Genomic DNA, 16,255 nt, shown 5'->3' with positions numbered 1-16,255 from the left:
TTATCGGCTGTTCAATTGTTAAAGATCGTCCGCTCAAAACTCGCTAACTTCACTTCGTTTTTTGCGTCGCTGCGTTTGCAGCAGAGAAGCGAGATTATCTACTTCACACTCGCTTCTGTCGACAGGTTTTTGCTAACTTTTTCTCGCCAGCGCCGCGCCCAACTCCTCGCACAGCCAATCCCATCAACACTCTTCACGTCCGCCTCGGCCCCCTACCAGCAACCTCGTCTTCGCGAAGAAGCGAGATATTAGTCCACCTCCTCTCCCCTTGGCAAGACCTTTTTTAAATATTTTATTCGCCAGCCAACCAGACCATCCTCCCGGTCGCAGGCCGATTCACGTCTCGGCAAAATCACTAATAAAGCAGAACCTTCATTAAGACGTCGCCCGAACACCGTTATCGCCGCCGCACCCGATCAAGCGCCGCAAACGGTTTCACAGAAATTTATTGACCGACCGGTCGGTTGGTTTATAATCGGACAATTCCATTAATTCGCCGGAGGCACGCTGCTATGTATACCCAATCTCTCGATCTGGCCAGCAATGTCACGCCGCTAGGCGACCAAACCGCTCTGAGCGAAATGGACCGACAACGACAGGCACATTTCGATGAGTGCATGGCTGCCGATCAAAAGATAGAACCGCAAGACTGGATGCCGCAGGCCTATCGCAAGACGCTCATCCGGCAGATTTCTCAGCATGCGCACTCGGAGATCATCGGCATGCTGCCGGAAGGCAACTGGATCAGCCGGGCTCCGAGCCTGAAGCGCAAGGCCATTCTGCTCGCCAAAGTTCAGGACGAGGGCGGGCATGGGCTTTACCTATATTCCGCCGCGGAAACGCTGGGCATATCACGCGACCAAATGGTTGCCGCCCTGCATGCCGGCAAAGCCAAATACTCGAGCATCTTCAACTACCCGACACCGACCTGGGCCGACGTCGGCGTAATCGGATGGCTGGTCGACGGCGCCGCGATCATGAATCAGATTCCGCTGTGCCGCTGCACCTACGGGCCCTATGCGCGCGCGATGATCCGCATCTGCAAGGAAGAGTCCTTCCATCAGCGCCAGGGGTTCGACGCGCTCCTGGCCATGATGTCAGGCAGCGAAGCTCAGCGCCAAATGGTCCAGCAAGCGGTCGATCGCTGGTGGTGGCCGGTGCTAATGATGTTCGGTCCGAGCGACAAGGACTCGATTCACAGCGCTCAAACCATGAAGTGGGGCATCAAGCGGATCTCGAACGACGATCTGCGGCAAAAATTCGTGGACGCCACCGTCGAGCAAGGCAAGGTGCTGGGCGTCACGTTTCCCGACCCTGATCTGAAGTGGAACGAAGAGCGCGGCCACTATGATTACGGAACCATCGACTGGGCCGAATTCTGGCGCGTCGTGAACGGCGAAGGCCCCTGCAACAAGGAACGCCTGGGCACCCGGGTAAAAGCTCACGAGGACGGTGCCTGGGTCAGAGACGCAGCGCTCGCCTATAACGCCAAGCATTCACCCGCCAAGCAAGCCGCTTGAGCAGCGACCCAGACTCAACACATTGACCAATCGAGGATCACACATGACTCAGGCAACCAGCAACGAATGGCCGCTTTGGGAAGTTTTCGTGCGCAGCAAACAGGGCTTGGAGCACAAGCATTGCGGCAGCCTTCACGCAGCCGACGCCGGCATGGCATTGCGCATGGCGCGCGACGTCTACACGCGCCGCCAGGAAGGCGTCAGCATCTGGGTAGTGCCGTCGGTAGCAATTACCGCCTCCGCACCGAAAGACAAACCGGAACTGTTCGATCCGGCTGCCGACAAGATCTACCGGCACCCGACGTTCTATCAGTTGCCGGAAGAAGTCAACCACATGTAATGCTGCGGCGCGCCGCCCGCGCCCCTCGCGTCGACAAGAGATTCGTTATGATAAAAGCCACCCCGGAACATCTCGCCTATCTGCTCCGACTCGCCGACAATGCCCTGATCCTCGGACAGCGCAACAGCGAGTGGTGCGGCCACGGCCCCATCCTGGAAGAGGACATCGCGCTGACGAACATCAGCCTCGACCTGATCGGACAGGCCCGTCTGCTATACACGCGCGCCGGCCAAATCGAGGCCGAGCTGACAGGACAGCCAGCGCGCGACGAGGACCATTACGCCTATTGGCGCAACGAACGCGAGTTCTCCAACTGGACGCTGGCCGAATTGCCCCACTACGGCCCGCTCTCGGCCACGGCTCACGCCGACAAGGATTACGCGGTAACGATCACACGCAACTTTCTCTACTCGGCGCTGATGGTCGAACTCTGGCAAGCCCTGACGACATCGGTCGACACCGAACTGGCCGCAATTGCCGCGAAGTCGCTCAAGGAAGCGCACTATCACCTGCATCACGCCCGCGACTGGCTGATTCGGCTCGGCGACGGCACCGAAGTCTCGCACCGCCGCACCCAGGCCGCACTCGACTACCTGTTGCCCTACATGAACGAAGTGTTCCAGGAGGACGCCATCGAACAGGCCGTTGCCGCCACCGGCGTGGGCGTAAGCACCGCCAGCCTCAAGCCGGCCTGGGATGCGCTCGTCAACGAGGTCCTTAGCACCGCCACGCTCACGCCCTCGCCGACCGGCGCCTACATCAGCACCGGCAAAGACGGCGAGCACTCCGAGCACATGGGCTACCTGCTCGCGGAAATGCAAAGCCTGGCACGCCAACATCCTGGCGCGTCATGGTAGACGCCACGCCCGCCATGGCGCCCGACACCGTGTCCACCGACGTGCTGGCCCGCGCCAGGCAAGCGCTCGAGGCGGTGCCCGACCCCGAGATCCCGGTCGTGTCGATTCGCGAACTCGGAATTCTGCGAGACGTCCGGCTCGCGCGCGCGTCTGCCGACGAAGCGGCCGGGGCCGTGATCGAGGTCGTCATCACGCCGACTTATTCGGGTTGCCCCGCCATGGCACAGATCGCCGAGGACATCGGCGCCGCGCTCACGCAGGCGGGTGTCGGACCTTATCGCGTCACGACCGTGCTCGCGCCGGCCTGGACGACCGACTGGATCACCGACGAGGCTCGCGACAAATTGCAACGGTACGGTATCGCACCGCCGACCGCCGGAAATGCCCGTTCAGACAGCCAGCCCTTGCGCTTTCATCCGCGGCCGCAACACGGTGTGACCTGTCCGCATTGCAACTCGCGCAACACCGAACTGCTGTCCGCGTTCGGCTCCACGGCCTGCAAGGCGCTCTACCGCTGCCTAGATTGCCGCGAACCGTTTGATTATTTCAAGCCGTACTGAGCGCCCCTCACCCTTTTAGAGCCATTGGCCACCCATTGCCCGCCAGGATCTCCAATATGACGACGCCTCAATTCCACAAACTGCCGATTCGCGACGTTCGCCCTGAAACCGACGACGCCATTTCAATCTCCTTCGCGGTGCCGCAGGAGCTGCGAAACGCCTACCGCTTCAAACAAGGCCAATTCCTGACGCTCAGGACGGAAATCGACGGCGAAGAGGCCCGCCGCTCATATTCGATCTGCGTCGGGGTGCCCGACTACGAGCAGACCGGCGAGCTGCGGGTCGGCATCAAGCGCGTGCCCGGTGGCAAGTTCTCCAACTACGCCAACGACCATCTCCGGCCCGGACTCGCGATCGACGTCATGACGCCCGACGGTCGCTTCTTCACGCCGCTGGAAGCGACGCAGCGCAAGCACTATGTCGGTTTTGCCGGGGGCTCGGGCATCACGCCGATGCTCGCGCTCATCAAGACCACGCTGGCCGCCGAGCCGCTCAGCGAGTTCACCCTGGTCTACGGCAACCGCGCCGTGCCGACCATCATGTTCGCCGAGGAACTTGAAGACCTGAAAAACCGCTACCTCGGCCGTCTGAGGCTCTACCACGTGCTGTCGGACGAAGCCCAGGAAATCGACCTCTTCAGCGGCCTGCTCGACCAGGCAAAATGCGCCGCCTTTCTCGACACCCTGATCCCGCCGGCGAGCATCGACGAAGCATTCATCTGCGGCCCGGCCCCGATGATGGACGCTGCAGAGGCCGCGCTCATCGACGCCGGGGTCGCCAAACAGAAGATTCACGTCGAGCGCTTCGGCGTTCCGCTGCCGCAAGCCGGCGCCAAGCCCATCGAAATCACCGACAGCACGCCGGCGGCCGACCTGGTGGTCGTGCTCGACGGCAAGGAGCGCCGCCTGCGCCAGCCCTATGAAGGCCAGAGCATCCTCGATACTGGCCTGCGCGCCGGCTTGGCGCTGCCCTATGCCTGCAAGGGCGGCGTCTGCTGCACTTGCCGGGCCAAGGTGCTCGAGGGTGAAGTCAAGATGGACAAGAATTACACGCTGGAAGATCACGAGATCGCGCAGGGCTTCATCCTGACCTGCCAGGCGCATCCGGTGAGCGAGCGTGTCGTCGTGAGCTACGACGAGCGCTAACGGCAGCAAACGTCGCCCCATCCCGCAGCTCGACGGAACCGCGCCAATACCAGTGTAAACTGGCCGCATGGAATACATTCACATCGTCAACGGCAACCGTGCCGGCGGCGTCATGCGGCAAGCACTCGAGCATGCGGGGCGTACCGAGCGCGTGGTTATCCTGCGCGACGACCTGGCTATCGGCCCGTTGCGCGAAATCGACGACGACCCGCGGCAACGCGCAGCCTTCTGGCAGCGCGTCGCGCCCATGCTCAAGCGCGATTTTTCACTGGACCTGACGCGTGAACTCGACACGCTGCGCGAGCTGGCCGGGGAATCCAACCAAGTCGCGATCTGGCATGGTGACAGCGCCGCAGATCAACTGATGCTGCGACGCGTCGCCTTCCATTTGCGTACCTGCCCGGCCCGGCTTAACGAAGTCGCCCTCAAAGCGGCAGACCTCGACGCCGGGCTCGCTGCCGATGCCCCGACGGCCCTTGCGATGTATCCCGAGTCGGTGATTGCCGCCCGGCTCAGGCTGATCGCGCCGATCTCCGTGCTGCGTATCGGCCGTCTTGCACTGGAATGGCGCGCCCTGAAACATGCCGAGACGCAGATTCGCCGCTGGCAGCACAACACCTTCGAAGGCGGCACCTTTGCAGACGTCGACGAAACCCTGATGGCGCTGCTGCCCGAGACGGCGATTTCCACCAGCCAGGCGATTGCGGCAGCCACACAGGCGATGCGGGGCTTCTTCGCAACCGACACGTTCCTGCTCTGGCGTTATCGGGAATTGCAGGCGGCCGGCCGGCTGGCGTTACGCGGCGATCCATACGACCCGTCCACCTGCGAACTCACACGACTATAACAATGGCACGTACCAAGGCTCCCAACCACGAATCGCAACGCGAACAAATTCTCGACGTCGCGGCGCAGGCGTTCGCCCAATCCAGCTACCCCAGCACGTCGATGTCCGAACTCGCGGCAATCTGCGGCACGTCGAAAGCTCGCCTGTACCACTACTACGCCAGCAAGGAGGCCATCCTTTTCGATTTGCTCGATCGCTACACCAAGCGTCTGATGCTGATCATCGCCGAGGTCGAGGCGCTCGGCCAGCGCCGCAACCTGTCGGAGCAGGAGACCTTCGCCGAGCTAGTGCGCGCTTTCCTGCACGAATATGAAACATCGCAGACGCGCCACATCGCGCTGTTGAACGACGTCAAGTTTCTCGCCGACGAACAGCGCGAAATCGTCCTGAACCGGCAACGCGACGTCGTTGCAGCCTTCACGCGACAACTGGCGCGAGCCTACCCGCAGCGCGTCACCAAGGACAATCGAACCGCCCTGACCATGATGCTGTTCGGCATGATCAACTGGACGTTCACCTGGCTCAAGCCGGGCGGCCGCATGGGATATCGCGATTTTGCCGAAGAGGTGATCCGCGTGTTCGAACACGGACTCGGCACGTCCTGAGTTCGCAACGATCCGGCCCGGGAACGCGAAAGACGGGGTTCTGACAAATCGGCTTGGCTCATCTATAATTAAATAATACGTAATTCATTACGATTAGTTTAACCGGAGAGACAGGATATCCCATGAGCAAACAATTCGCGTCCCGAGGCGACCTGACCGCCAAGAAAACCACCTTCACCAAGCTTTCGGATAACGCTTACGCGTATACGGCTGAGGGCGACCCCAACTCCGGCGTCATCATTGGTGACGACGGCGTGATGGTGATCGACACCACCGCGACCCCGGTGATGGCCAAGGAGCTGATCGCCCACATCCGCGCGATTACCGACAAGCCGATCAAATACGTCGTGCTGAGCCACTACCACGCGGTCCGAGTGCTGGGCGCGGCGGCCTACAAAGCCGAGGGATGCGAGCAAATCATCGCCAGCCGCGGCACCTACGAGATGATCGTCGAGCGCGGCGAGGCCGACATGAAATCCGAGATCGAGCGATTCCCGCGCCTGTTCCAGGCGGTCGACTCGATTCCCGGGCTGACCTGGCCGACTCTGGTGTTCGAAAAGGAAATGACGCTTTTCATGGGTCAACTGGAAGTCAAGATCATGCACGTCGGCATGGGCCACACGAAGGGAGACACCATCGTCTGGCTGCCTCAGCAAAAAGTGCTTTTCTCCGGCGACCTGGTCGAATTCGAGGCGGCAGCCTACACGGGCGACGCCCAACTGGAAGAATGGCCGGCCACTCTCGAGGCCCTGCGCGCAATGAAAGCAGAAAAGCTCGTGCCCGGGCGCGGCCCCGCGCTGACCACGCCCGAACGCGTCAACGAAGGACTCGATTACACGCGCGATTTCGTCACCACCCTGCTGAGCAGTGCCCGCACCGCGGTCAGCAAGGGGCTGTCGCTCAAGGACGCATTCGACTACACGCGCACTCAGATGGATCCGAAGTTCGGACATGTCTTCATCTACGAGCATTGCCTACCCTTCGACGTAAGCCGAGCCTACGACGAGGCCAGCGGCACCAAGCATCCGCGCATCTGGACCGCCGAGCGCGACAAGGAAATGTGGGGCTCCCTGCAAAGCGCCTGATCACGCGTCAGCCACCTTCTCGAGCGGCCGGTGCATGTCACCGGCCGCTTTTTTGTTCCATGCACCGAAAATTTGCTGCACCACAATACGGCAATCGCTCGCGCCGCGCGGCACGCAGGCCAAGAAAATAGAAGACTTCTTCAGAATTCTCCTAGAAAAATTAAGGGTAAATACCTATAAACCCCTGTATAATATGTTGCATTGCATCATATTATTCCGGCCACCAGAGCCGGTGCCCCGAGGGGCCTGCCATGAACCTATTCGAACGCATTTTCGCCATCCCCCCGGCGGCCGTCGTGCCGGCGCATTCGGCGCAATCCGCCGTCCTGATCCGGGAACTCACTTCCGCCGATCGGCACCAGTTGTTCCAGCACCTCGCCTCGCTCGACGATGACGACCGCTTGCTGCGCTTCGGCCAGGTCGTCAGCGACGCCATCGTCGAAGGCTATGTCTCCGGCATCGATTTCTCTCGCGACACGGTCTTTGGCGTCTTCGACGACAACCTGCAATTGATCGGCGTGGCGCACGTCGCCATGCTCCCGGAAAACGGTTCCGAGCGTGTCGCCGAATTCGGCGTATCCGTCCTGGCGCAGGCACGGGGCCAGGGTATCGGCTCGCGGCTGTTCGAGCGCACGGCCATGCACTGCCGCAACAAGCACGTCAAGACGCTGTATATGCACTGCCTGTCACGCAACGCGACGATGATGCACATCGCCAAAAAAGCCGGCATGGACATCAACTACGCGTACGGTGAAGCCGACGCCTATCTGACGTTGCCGCCTGCCGACACCGCCACGGTGGTCGACGAAATTCTGCAGGAACAGGCGGCAACCTTCGACTATGCGGTCAAGCGCCAGGTGCGCGACACCCGGCAACTGCTGGCGGCGTGGCTGCCACAACTGAAAGTGGCCTGAACCCGGCCGGCGAATTGCCTCCACCCGGCTGCGGCCGGGTTTTTTATGCGCGGCCCATCCTGTTGGGCGGGTTCATGGCAAGGGCAGCGCCGTGGTCTCCTTGAAACGCGCGAGCACGAAACTCGTCTTGACGTCGATCACGCTCGGGTGATGCAGCAATTCGTCCTGCACGAAACGGGAAAAGTGCTCCATATCCTGCACGTGCACGCGCAGCAGGTAATCCATATCGCCTGTCATCGCATAGCATCCGACAACCTCCGGCCAGGCCGCCACCGCCGCGCGAAACAACTCCGCGTGGGATTTCCCCCGGCTATCCGGCCCACCGCGCTTGTCGAGCCGTACATTCACATATGCCAGTAGCCCCAAGCCAACCTGGGCAGCATCGACCAGCGCCACATAGCCACGAATGACGCCCGCCTCCTCCAGGCGCCGAATACGTCTCAAACAGGGGCTCGGCGACAGATTCACACGCTCGGCCACCTCCAGGTTGGACAGTCGCCCGTTTTCCTGGAGCAAGGCCAGAATTTTTCGATCCGTTTTATCCAGCACAAGATTTGGCATATTTACCTCTATTTAAAAAATACAGAGCAATCTTATTGCCAGAAATGAAGAATATGAAGTGAATTTGGCAATTTCTCCCCTCGCCCATTCGTCTACACTTCAAATTTTGAACAACGGCGCAACCGCCATCAGCGCCCTGCACGGAGACACGCCATGACTTTCCAACCTTGGGACAATCCCATGGGGACCGACGGATTCGAATTCGTCGAATACACCGCTCCCGATCCCAAAGCGCTCGGGCAGCTGTTCGAAAAAATGGGCTTTACCGCCGTTGCCAGGCACCGTCACAAGGACGTCACGCTCTATCGTCAGGGCGATATCAACTTTCTGATCAACGCCGAGCCGGATTCATTTGCGCAGCGCTTCGCGCGCCTGCATGGCCCGTCGATCTGCGCCATCGCCTTTCGCGTCAAGGACGCCGCCAAGGCCTACCAGCGCGCGCTCGAGTTGGGCGCGTGGGGTTTCGACAGCCACAGCGGCCCGATGGAGCTCAACATTCCGGCCATCAAGGGTATCGGTGATTCGCTGATTTATTTCGTCGATCGCTGGCGCGGCAAAAACGGCGCCAAGGAGGGTGATATCGGCAACATCGGTATCTACGACGTTGATTTCGAACCGATTCCGGGCGCCAATCCAAATCCCGCCGGATTCGGACTCACCTATATCGATCACCTGACCCACAACGTCTACCGCGGGCGCATGAAGGAATGGAGCGAATTCTACGAGCGCTTTTTCAATTTCCGCGAAGTGCGCTATTTCGATATCGAAGGCAAGGTAACGGCGGTCAAGTCCAAGGCCATGACCTCGCCGTGCGGCAAGATCCGCATTCCGATCAACGAAGAGGGATCGGAAAAGGCCGGACAAATCCAGGAATATCTGGACGCTTACCGTGGCGAAGGCATTCAGCACATCGCGCTGGGATCGGCCGACATCTATCAAACGGTCGACCGGTTGCGCACGGCCCAGGTCAAACTACTCGATACGCCGGACACCTACTACGAGCTGGTCGATCGTCGCATTCCCGGTCACGGCGAGCCGCTGGATGAACTGCGCCAACGCAAGATCCTGATCGATGGTGCGCCGCACGACCTGTTGCTGCAGATCTTTACCGAAAACCAGATCGGCCCGGTGTTCTTCGAGATCATCCAGCGCAAAGGCAACCAGGGGTTCGGCGAGGGTAACTTCAAGGCGCTATTCGAATCCATCGAACTCGACCAGATTCGCCGCGGGGTGCTGCAAACCGGCGACGAACCGGCGCGCTGATCGTCCCCGAACGACAGCCTTCGACAAAAAAGCCACGCGGGCATTGCCGGCGTGGCTTTTTTTTACGATCGCAAGTCGACTAGTTCGGCAGTCGACGCAGGGTGTTTCCGGTGCCACCGGCCTGCCGGCCGTTGGCAACGCGCTGTGCCGATGTCACGTTGCTGGCAATCTTGTTGCGCACCATTTCGTCGGCCCGGGCGACACTCATCTCCAACGCTAGGAACGAGGCCGAGACCAAAAGGAATTTGGCGACATGGCGATGCTTCACGGGGGTCCTCCTTGCTGCACGGTTAAATCAGTCGGTAGCCAGTTGTGCCATTCTGCCCATGTGCGCCTTATCGCATCATTAGGACTTACACCTTGTTACCGTCGATTTCCGGGTTAACGTTAACGTAAACGTAAGGCAATTTCAGCTATACTCTGCGCCAGGTAAAACACCCCGACTCGATCACCTCAGCGACGGCGCGGTGGGCGAGCAGTGCGAGTGCTACCATAGTCGGCAAGAATAGGATCCCCGCTTGCGGTCGAGCCATGCAGCCGGCTCGAAGGTCCAGCAACGACACCCTCATGGCCAGACTTCACGAGAGTCGGCGTGAGGTCGTTTTGGCGATCCCAAAATTGTGAGGAGCACACATCCATGAACGCCCCCGTGAACGCCAGCCTGTTGGCCGCGCTCGATTCCGTCACGCTCGACGATAAGTACACGCTGGAGCAAGGCCGCGCCTACATGAGCGGCATCCAGGCCCTGGTGCGCCTGCCGATGCTGCAGCAGCAGCGCGATGCGGCGGCCGGGCTCAACACGGCGGGGTTCATCTCCGGCTACCGCGGCTCGCCCCTGGGCGGGCTCGATCTCTCCCTGTGGAAAGCCAAGCAGCATCTGGCGGGGCGCAACATCGTCTTCCAGCCCGGCGTGAATGAGGACCTGGCCGCCACTGCCGTGTGGGGCTCCCAGCAAACCAACCTCTATCCGGCCAAATATGATGGCGTATTCGCCATGTGGTACGGCAAGGGCCCCGGCGTCGATCGCAGCGGCGACGTCTTCAAGCACGGCAACTCGGCGGGCTCGTCCAAACACGGCGGCGTGCTGGTGCTCGCCGGCGACGACCACGCCGCCAAGTCGTCCACCCTGGCGCATCAATCCGAACACGTGTTCAAGGCGTGTGGCCTGCCGGTGCTGTACCCGTCCAACGTGCAGGAATACCTCGACTACGGGCTGCATGGTTGGGCCATGAGCCGCTATTCCGGGCTATGGGTGGCCATGAAATGCGTCACTGATGTGGTCGAATCGTCGGCCTCGGTCATGATCGATCCGCACCATGTGCGCATCGCGCTGCCCGAAGATTTCGTCATGCCGCCGGACGGCCTAAACCTGCGCTGGCCCGACCCGCCGCTGGTACAGGAGGCGCGGCTGCTCGACTACAAATGGTATGCGGGCCTGGCCTACGTCCGCGCCAACAAGCTCGACCGCGTGACGATCGATTCGCCCCACGCGCGCTTTGGCATCATGACCGCCGGCAAAGCCTATCTCGACGTCTGCCAGGCCTTGTCGGATCTCGGTCTCGACGAACAAACCTGCAGCCGCATCGGCATCCGGCTCTACAAGGTCGGCTGCGTGTGGCCGCTCGAGGCGCAGGGCGCGCGCGCCTTCGCCACCGGCCTGCAGGAAATCCTGGTGGTCGAAGAAAAACGCCAGATCCTCGAATACGCCATCAAGGAAGAGCTATACAACTGGCGCGACGACGTGCGTCCGCGCGTATTCGGCAAATTCGACGAAAAGGACGGCGCCGGCGGCGAATGGTCGGTCCCGATGGGCAAATGGCTGCTGCCGGCGCACTATGAACTGTCGCCGGCAGTCATCGCCAAGGCAATCGCGACCCGCCTCGAAAAATTCGAACTCCCTTCCGACGTGCGCGCGCGCATCGCCGCCCGTATCGCACTGATCGAGGCCAAGGAAAAGGCGCTCGCCAAGCCGCGCGTGGCGGTCGAGCGCAAGCCCTGGTTCTGCTCGGGCTGCCCGCACAATACGTCGACCAACGTGCCCGAGGGTTCGCGCGCGGTAGCCGGCATCGGCTGCCACTACATGACCGTCTGGATGGATCGCCGCACCGAAACCTTTACCCAGATGGGCGGCGAAGGCGCGTCCTGGATCGGCCAGGCACCGTTCTCGCAAGACCGCCACATCTTCGCCAACCTCGGTGACGGCACGTATTTTCACTCCGGCCTGCTGGCGATCCGCGCGGCGATCTCGTCCAAGGTCAACATCACCTACAAGATCCTGTACAACGATGCGGTCGCGATGACCGGCGGCCAGCCGGTCGACGGCGTACTGACGGTGCCGCAGATCACTCAGCAGTTGGCCGCGGAAGGCGCCGCGAAAATCATCGTGGTCACCGACGAGCCTGAAAAATATCAGGGCATCGCGCTGGCTGCCGGCACACCGGTCCATCATCGTGACGAACTGGATGCGGTCCAGCGCCAGTTGCGCGAGGTGCCCGGCACCACCATTCTGATCTACGACCAGACGTGCGCCACCGAGAAGCGGCGGCGCCGCAAGCGCGGCACCTATCCCGACCCGGCCCGGCGCGCGTTCATCAACGACGCCGTGTGCGAAGGCTGCGGCGACTGCTCGGTGCAATCGAACTGCCTGTCGGTCGAGCCGCTCGACACCGAATTCGGCACCAAGCGGCAAATCAATCAATCGTCCTGCAATAAAGACTTCTCATGCGTCAAGGGATTCTGCCCCAGCTTCGTGACTGTCGAGGGCGCGCAACCGCGCAAGCCCAAGGCCGCACAGGCTTCGCTGGACACCCTGCCGGCACTGCCTGAACCGGCACTGCCGTCCATCCAGCGGCCATACGGCATTCTCGTGACGGGCGTGGGCGGCACCGGCATCGTCACCATCGGTAACCTGCTGGGCATGGCCGCCCATCTGGAAGGCAAAGGCGTCACCACGCTCGACGTCACCGGGCTGGCGCAAAAGGGCGGCGCCGTGATGAGTCACGTGCAAATCGCCAATCACCCCGACGACATCCACGCCACGCGTATCGCCATGGGCGAGGCGCAAGTCGTGATCGGCTGCGATGCGATCGTCACCGCCTCCGACGACACCCTGTCGCGCATGCAGCACGGCCTCACGCGCGTGGTGGTCAACAGCGCTCCCACGCCAACCGCCGAACTGATCAAGAACCCCAACTGGCAATTCCCGGGAAGCAGCACCGAGCAGGACATTCGCAATGCCGCTGGCGACGCCTGCGATTTCGTCGACGCGCATCAACTGGCGCTGCGCTTGCTGGGCGACGCGATCTACACCAATCCGTTCGTGCTCGGCTACGCCTGGCAAAAAGGTTGGATACCGCTGTCGCACGCGGCGCTCGTGCGCGCCATCGAACTCAATGGCGTCGCCATCGAAAAAAATCGCCAAGCCTTTGAGTGGGGCCGTCGCGCTGCCCACGATCTGGCCAGCGTGCAGCGCCTGGCGCAGCAGGATGCGGCGCCGAGCGGCGCCAACGTGATCGCCCTGCATACGCCCAAGGCGCTCGATACGCTCATCGCGCAGCGCTGCGAATCGCTGGTCGCCTATCAAAACGCCGCCTATGCACAGCGTTACCGCTCGCTGGTCGAGAAAGTTCGTGCGGCCGAGCAGGCGGCCAGCGCCAACCCGACTCAAACGCCGCTGACCGAAGCGGTGGCGCGCGGCCTGTACAAGCTGATGGCGTACAAGGACGAGTACGAAGTCGCACGCCTGTACACCGATCCGGCCTTCATGGCCAAAATACAGGCCCAGTTCGAGGGCAACTACCAGCTCAAATTCCACCTCGCGCCGCCGCTTTTTGCCAAGCGCGATGCGCATGGCAATCTGCTCAAAAAGCAGTATGGCCCGTGGATGATGTCGGCCTTCAGGCTGTTGGCCAAGCTCAAGGGCCTGCGCGGCGGCCCCTTCGATCTGTTCGGCAAAACCGAGGAACGTCGCACCGAACGCGCGCTGATCGGCGAATATGAAGCGCTGGTGGACGAATTGCTGGGCCGGCTCAGCGACCACAACCTGCCGCTCGCGGTGCAGCTCGCCAGCCTGCCGGAAGAGATTCGCGGCTTCGGCCACGTCAAGGCGCGCAATCTGGCGCAGGTACGCGCCAAATGGGCCAGGCTCTTGGCCCAATACCGCAATCCGGCGCAGCAACAGGTCGCCTGAGCGCGCCACTCCATAAAAAACGCATGAGGTTGTGGCCTCATGCGTTTTTTTGTTTGCCGCGCCCGAGCGCGGCGGGGTACTTACTTCGCGTTGACCGCCACGTTGGCTGCCGCCACCGCCGTCATGTTGACGATGCGCCGCACCGTAGCCGCCGGCGTCAGGATGTGCACCGGCCTGGCGCAACCCAACAGGAACGGCCCGACCGTCACGCCCTCGCCGCTGGTCATCTTGAGCAGGTTATAGGTGATGTTGGCAGCCTCCACATTCGGCATCACCAGCAGATTCGCTTCACCGCTCAGGCGCGAGCCCGGGAACGCCGCCCGCCGCACCGTCTCGGACAACGCCGCATCGCCGTGCATTTCGCCGTCGACTTCCAGCGCCGGCGCCCGCTCGGCCAGCAGCTCGCGCGCCTTGGCCATGCGCTGCGCCGAGGCCGAAGCAACGCTGCCGAAATTCGAATGCGACAGCAGCGCGACCTTGGGAACGATCCCGAAGCGCTCGATCTCGCGCGCGGCGAGCACCGTCATGTCGGCCAGTTGCTCGGCGCTCGGCAATTCGTTGACGTAGGTATCGCTGATGAAAAGGTTGCGGCCCGAGAGCATCAGCAGATTCATCGCCGCATAGTGCTGCGCGTCGGCCGCCTTGCCGAGCACCTGGTCGATCACTCCAAGATGGCGATGATAGGTGTCGATCATGCCGCAGATCATACCGTCGGCATCGCCCAGACGCACCAGGATCGCACCGATCAGCGTATTGTCCTTGCGCATCGCCGCCTTGGCGATGTCCGGCGTGACACCGTGGCGCGCGCCGAGGTTGTGATATTCCTGCCAGCACTGCTGATAACGCGCGTCGTTTTCCGGATCGACGATCTCGAAATCGACGCCGGGCTTGATGCGCGCACCGATTTTTTGCAATCGCATCTCGACCACCGACGGGCGCCCGATGATGATCGGTTTGGCAATGCCTTCGGTAAGCACGAACTGCGCCGCGCGCAGCACCCGCTCATCCTCGCCTTCGGCGAAAACGATGCGTGCCGGGCGAGCCTTGGCCGCCGCGAACACCGGACGCATCACCATGCCGGAGCGGTACACCGTGGCGCCCAGGCTTTCGCGGTAGGCGTCCATGTTCTGAATCGGGCGCGTGGCCACCCCCGAGTCCATCGCGGCCTGCGCCACGGCTGGCGCGATCTTGATGATCAGGCGCGGATCGAACGGCTTCGGAATGATGTATTCGGGACCGAACTCCAGCGTCTGGCCTTCATAGGCGCGCGCCACTTCCTCGCTCTGCTCGGCCTCCTGCGCCAGCTCGGCGATCGCCTTGACCGTCGCCAGCTTCATTTCTTCGGTGATCGTGGTCGCGCCCACATCGAGCGCGCCGCGGAAGATGAACGGGAAGCACAGAACGTTATTGACCTGATTCGGATAGTCCGAGCGCCCGGTGGCGATCACGCAATCGGGCCGCGCCGCCTTGGCCACTTCCGGGCGGATTTCCGGCTCCGGGTTGGCGAGCGCGAGAATCAGCGGCTTGTCGGCCATGCTCTTGACCATCTCGGCGCTGAGCACGCCCGCGGTCGAGCAGCCCAGGAACACATCCGCGCCCTGGCTCGCATCGGCCAGCGTGCGCGCCTCGGTCTGCGCGGCATAGCGCGCCTTGCTCGGGTCCAGCTTGTCGCGCCCGGTGTGGATCACGCCCTTCGAATCCAGCACCAGGATGTTTTCCTTTTTCAAGCCCAGGTGCACCAGCAGATCCAGGCACGCGATCGCCGCGGCGCCCGCGCCCGAGCACACCAGCCTGACTTGCCCGATGTCCTTGCCGACCACCTTCAGGCCGTTGAGAATCGCGGCCGACGCGATAATCGCCGTGCCGTGCTGGTCGTCGTGAAACACCGGAATCTTCATGCGCTCGCGCAGTTTCTGCTCGATGTAGAAACATTCCGGCGCCTTGATGTCCTCGAGATTGATGCCGCCCAGGGTCGGCTCGAGCATGGCGATCGCCTCGACCAGCTTGTCCGGGTCGTGCTCGGCCAGTTCGATGTCGAATACGTCGATCCCGGCGAACTTCTTGAACAGGCACCCCTTGCCCTCCATCACCGGCTTGGCCGCGAGCGGGCCGATATTGCCCAGGCCCAGCACCGCCGTGCCGTTGGTGACCACACCCACCAGGTTGCTGCGCGAGGTGTAGCGATTGGCGTTGAGCGGATCGGCTGCAATCGCCTCGCACGCAAAAGCCACCCCCGGCGAATACGCCAGCGCCAGATCGAGTTGATTCGACAGGGGTTTGGTCGGGGTAACCGAGATTTTTCCCGGACGCGGATTCTCGTGATAGGAAAGCGCGCTTTGCTTGAGTTGTTCGTCCATGTTCGTAACCTG

15 protein-coding genes are annotated in these 16,255 nt (G+C 61.9%); 12 read left to right on the top strand and 3 right to left on the bottom strand.

All coding sequences use genetic code 11. From position 1 onward, the window contains the following. The 10 genes from EPN80_RS18790 to EPN80_RS18745 form a co-directional block, all read left to right on the top strand. Positions 1–252: hypothetical protein (locus tag EPN80_RS18790; protein WP_293030902.1), on the top strand; the 252-nt coding region annotated here is incomplete at its 5' end. A 260-nt stretch (positions 253–512) separates the two neighbouring features. Next, a complete protein-coding gene (paaA, locus tag EPN80_RS18785) occupies positions 513–1,520 on the top strand; it encodes a 1,2-phenylacetyl-CoA epoxidase subunit PaaA (protein ID WP_293030899.1) in 1,008 nt (335 codons plus the stop codon). 43 nt (positions 1,521–1,563) lie between these two features. Further along, positions 1,564–1,860 carry a 1,2-phenylacetyl-CoA epoxidase subunit PaaB gene (paaB, locus tag EPN80_RS18780; RefSeq protein ID WP_293030896.1) on the top strand — a complete coding sequence of 99 codons (297 nt, stop codon included), beginning with the start codon at positions 1,564–1,566 and terminating at the stop codon, positions 1,858–1,860. Between the two features lie 50 nt (positions 1,861–1,910). Beyond that, positions 1,911–2,717, top strand: coding sequence for a 1,2-phenylacetyl-CoA epoxidase subunit PaaC (paaC, locus tag EPN80_RS18775; RefSeq protein WP_293030922.1), 807 nt, complete (start codon positions 1,911–1,913; stop codon positions 2,715–2,717). Then, the gene (gene paaD, locus EPN80_RS18770; protein ID WP_293030893.1) at positions 2,711–3,277 is read left to right on the top strand and encodes a 1,2-phenylacetyl-CoA epoxidase subunit PaaD; all 567 of its coding nucleotides are present in this window, start codon (positions 2,711–2,713) and stop codon (positions 3,275–3,277) included. The genes paaC and paaD overlap by 7 nt, the downstream gene beginning before the upstream one ends. Before the next feature lie 56 nt (positions 3,278–3,333). Beyond that, positions 3,334–4,422: a 1,2-phenylacetyl-CoA epoxidase subunit PaaE gene (paaE, locus tag EPN80_RS18765; RefSeq protein WP_293030891.1), complete on the top strand. Its 1,089-nt coding sequence runs from the start codon at positions 3,334–3,336 to the stop codon at positions 4,420–4,422. Between the two features lie 67 nt (positions 4,423–4,489). Then, positions 4,490–5,269: a DUF1835 domain-containing protein gene (locus tag EPN80_RS18760; protein WP_293030889.1), complete on the top strand. Its 780-nt coding sequence runs from the start codon at positions 4,490–4,492 to the stop codon at positions 5,267–5,269. A 2-nt stretch (positions 5,270–5,271) separates the two neighbouring features. Continuing rightward, on the top strand, positions 5,272–5,874 hold the full coding sequence (locus EPN80_RS18755) for a TetR/AcrR family transcriptional regulator (protein ID WP_293030888.1): 603 nt from the start codon (positions 5,272–5,274) through the stop codon (positions 5,872–5,874). Positions 5,875–5,996: 122 nt separating this feature from the next. Continuing rightward, the gene (locus EPN80_RS18750) at positions 5,997–6,959 is read left to right on the top strand and encodes an MBL fold metallo-hydrolase (RefSeq protein ID WP_293030887.1); all 963 of its coding nucleotides are present in this window, start codon (positions 5,997–5,999) and stop codon (positions 6,957–6,959) included. A gap of 251 nt (positions 6,960–7,210) precedes the next feature. Beyond that, positions 7,211–7,873 carry a GNAT family N-acetyltransferase gene (locus EPN80_RS18745; RefSeq protein ID WP_293030884.1) on the top strand — a complete coding sequence of 221 codons (663 nt, stop codon included), beginning with the start codon at positions 7,211–7,213 and terminating at the stop codon, positions 7,871–7,873. Positions 7,874–7,945: 72 nt separating this feature from the next. Here EPN80_RS18745 and EPN80_RS18740 read toward each other — a convergent pair whose 3' ends face one another. Then, positions 7,946–8,434 carry an Lrp/AsnC family transcriptional regulator gene (locus EPN80_RS18740; RefSeq protein ID WP_293030881.1) on the bottom strand — a complete coding sequence of 163 codons (489 nt, stop codon included), beginning with the start codon at positions 8,432–8,434 and terminating at the stop codon, positions 7,946–7,948. 153 nt (positions 8,435–8,587) lie between these two features. Here EPN80_RS18740 and hppD point away from each other — a divergent pair, with 153 nt between their 5' ends. Beyond that, entirely contained in the window at positions 8,588–9,697 is a 1,110-nt protein-coding gene (hppD, locus tag EPN80_RS18735) for a 4-hydroxyphenylpyruvate dioxygenase (protein WP_293030878.1), read from the top strand. A gap of 79 nt (positions 9,698–9,776) precedes the next feature. Here the strand turns inward: hppD and EPN80_RS18730 are convergent, their stop codons facing one another. Continuing rightward, on the bottom strand, positions 9,777–9,965 hold the full coding sequence (locus EPN80_RS18730; RefSeq protein ID WP_293030875.1) for a hypothetical protein: 189 nt from the start codon (positions 9,963–9,965) through the stop codon (positions 9,777–9,779). A gap of 369 nt (positions 9,966–10,334) precedes the next feature. On the opposite strand from EPN80_RS18730, the gene EPN80_RS18725 reads away from it, so the two are divergent. Further along, complete coding sequence (locus EPN80_RS18725) at positions 10,335–13,886, top strand: indolepyruvate ferredoxin oxidoreductase family protein (protein ID WP_293030872.1); 3,552 nt, start codon at positions 10,335–10,337, stop codon at positions 13,884–13,886. A gap of 80 nt (positions 13,887–13,966) precedes the next feature. On the opposite strand, the gene EPN80_RS18720 is transcribed toward EPN80_RS18725, so the two are convergent. Then, positions 13,967–16,243 carry an NADP-dependent malic enzyme gene (locus EPN80_RS18720; RefSeq protein WP_293030869.1) on the bottom strand — a complete coding sequence of 759 codons (2,277 nt, stop codon included), beginning with the start codon at positions 16,241–16,243 and terminating at the stop codon, positions 13,967–13,969. Positions 16,244–16,255: the final 12 nt, after the last annotated feature.

It is taken from the genome of Pandoraea sp., assembly GCF_004297875.1.
GTDB lineage: Bacteria > Pseudomonadota > Gammaproteobacteria > Burkholderiales > Burkholderiaceae > Pandoraea.
The sequence above is the reverse complement of the archived record's forward strand: the minus strand, read 5'-3'. Positions and strand labels throughout refer to the sequence as shown.

Excerpts from the sequence above, each read along its gene's own strand:
- paaA (WP_293030899.1), top strand. The coding sequence starts at position 513 with ATGTATACCCAATCTCTCGATCTGGCCAGCAATGTCACGCCGCTAGGC.
- paaB (WP_293030896.1), top strand. The coding sequence starts at position 1,564 with ATGACTCAGGCAACCAGCAACGAATGGCCGCTTTGGGAAGTTTTCGTG.
- paaD (WP_293030893.1), top strand. The coding sequence starts at position 2,711 with ATGGTAGACGCCACGCCCGCCATGGCGCCCGACACCGTGTCCACCGAC.
- paaE (WP_293030891.1), top strand. The coding sequence starts at position 3,334 with ATGACGACGCCTCAATTCCACAAACTGCCGATTCGCGACGTTCGCCCT.
- EPN80_RS18760 (WP_293030889.1), top strand. The coding sequence starts at position 4,490 with ATGGAATACATTCACATCGTCAACGGCAACCGTGCCGGCGGCGTCATG.
- EPN80_RS18755 (WP_293030888.1), top strand. The coding sequence starts at position 5,272 with ATGGCACGTACCAAGGCTCCCAACCACGAATCGCAACGCGAACAAATT.
- EPN80_RS18750 (WP_293030887.1), top strand. The coding sequence starts at position 5,997 with ATGAGCAAACAATTCGCGTCCCGAGGCGACCTGACCGCCAAGAAAACC.
- EPN80_RS18745 (WP_293030884.1), top strand. The coding sequence starts at position 7,211 with ATGAACCTATTCGAACGCATTTTCGCCATCCCCCCGGCGGCCGTCGTG.
- EPN80_RS18740 (WP_293030881.1), bottom strand. The coding sequence starts at position 8,434 with ATGCCAAATCTTGTGCTGGATAAAACGGATCGAAAAATTCTGGCCTTG.
- hppD (WP_293030878.1), top strand. The coding sequence starts at position 8,588 with ATGACTTTCCAACCTTGGGACAATCCCATGGGGACCGACGGATTCGAA.
- EPN80_RS18725 (WP_293030872.1), top strand. The coding sequence starts at position 10,335 with ATGAACGCCCCCGTGAACGCCAGCCTGTTGGCCGCGCTCGATTCCGTC.
- EPN80_RS18720 (WP_293030869.1), bottom strand. The coding sequence starts at position 16,243 with ATGGACGAACAACTCAAGCAAAGCGCGCTTTCCTATCACGAGAATCCG.